Origin of the sequence: Lysobacter enzymogenes (assembly GCF_017168095.1) — a bacterium.
Taxonomy (GTDB): Bacteria; Pseudomonadota; Gammaproteobacteria; order Xanthomonadales; family Xanthomonadaceae; genus Lysobacter; species Lysobacter enzymogenes_D.
Genome location: NZ_LXSD01000428.1, coordinates 1 through 793, shown reverse-complemented (window position 1 = coordinate 793; position 793 = coordinate 1). Strand labels below are relative to the sequence as shown.

The 793-nt window shown below is 72.9% G+C and carries 1 protein-coding gene; it reads left to right on the top strand.

Translation table 11 applies throughout. The features are described from left to right. The coding region (locus tag A7A76_RS18565; RefSeq protein ID WP_206412596.1) for a hypothetical protein at positions 1-793 on the top strand (793 nt) is incomplete at both ends.

Here is a 793-nt window from a genome sequence, read left to right as displayed (position 1 = left end):
CCGCCGCGATCCCGCGCTACGACGCCGGCAGCGCCCGGCCGCTGCCTTCGCTGGACTCGCCGCTGCGGCTGATCCTGCCCGAGCTGCAGCGCCGCGCCGCCAGCGAACCGGCCGCCGCCTGCCGCCTCGCCGCCGAGATGGAGTACTGCGACAACCTGCGCATGCGCCTGGCCGGCGCCGAGAACAATCTGGACACCTTCGAACGCCAGCTCGAACGCATGCCGCAGGAGACCCAGCAGCAGCGCGATCAACGCCAGCGCATGGCCGAGAGCTACCAGAGCATGACCGAGCGCCTGCTCACCCAGTCCGAGCACTGCGCGCAGGTGCCGCCGATCAGCCCGGAACAGCGCGCCGCCTACTGGCGCCGCGCCGCCCTGGCCGGGGTGCCGGCGGCGATGCGCCATTACGCCAGCGGCAACGCATTCCGCTATCAGGACGTGCTCGACAATCTGCCGGGCCTGGCCACTTACCGCAGCGAAGCCGAATCCATCGCCCGCGCCGCCGCCGAACGCGGCGACGCGCGCATGCTGGCCTCGCTGGCGTTCGCCTATTCGCCGCAGCGCGACGGCATGCGCCGCAACTTCCTCGGCCAGGCGGTGCAGACCGATGCGGTGGAATCGCTGGCGATGTTCCTGCAACTGCGCGATTCGTTGCCGCCGCAGGACGCCGCCGGCAACGCCGCCGCGCCGGTCGGCCCGGGCCCCGGGCTGCGCGGTCCGCGCGGCGGCCGGGCCGAGTTCAATCCGCGCGAGATGATCGATTCGCAGATCCGCGCGCTGACCCGCGACCTGTC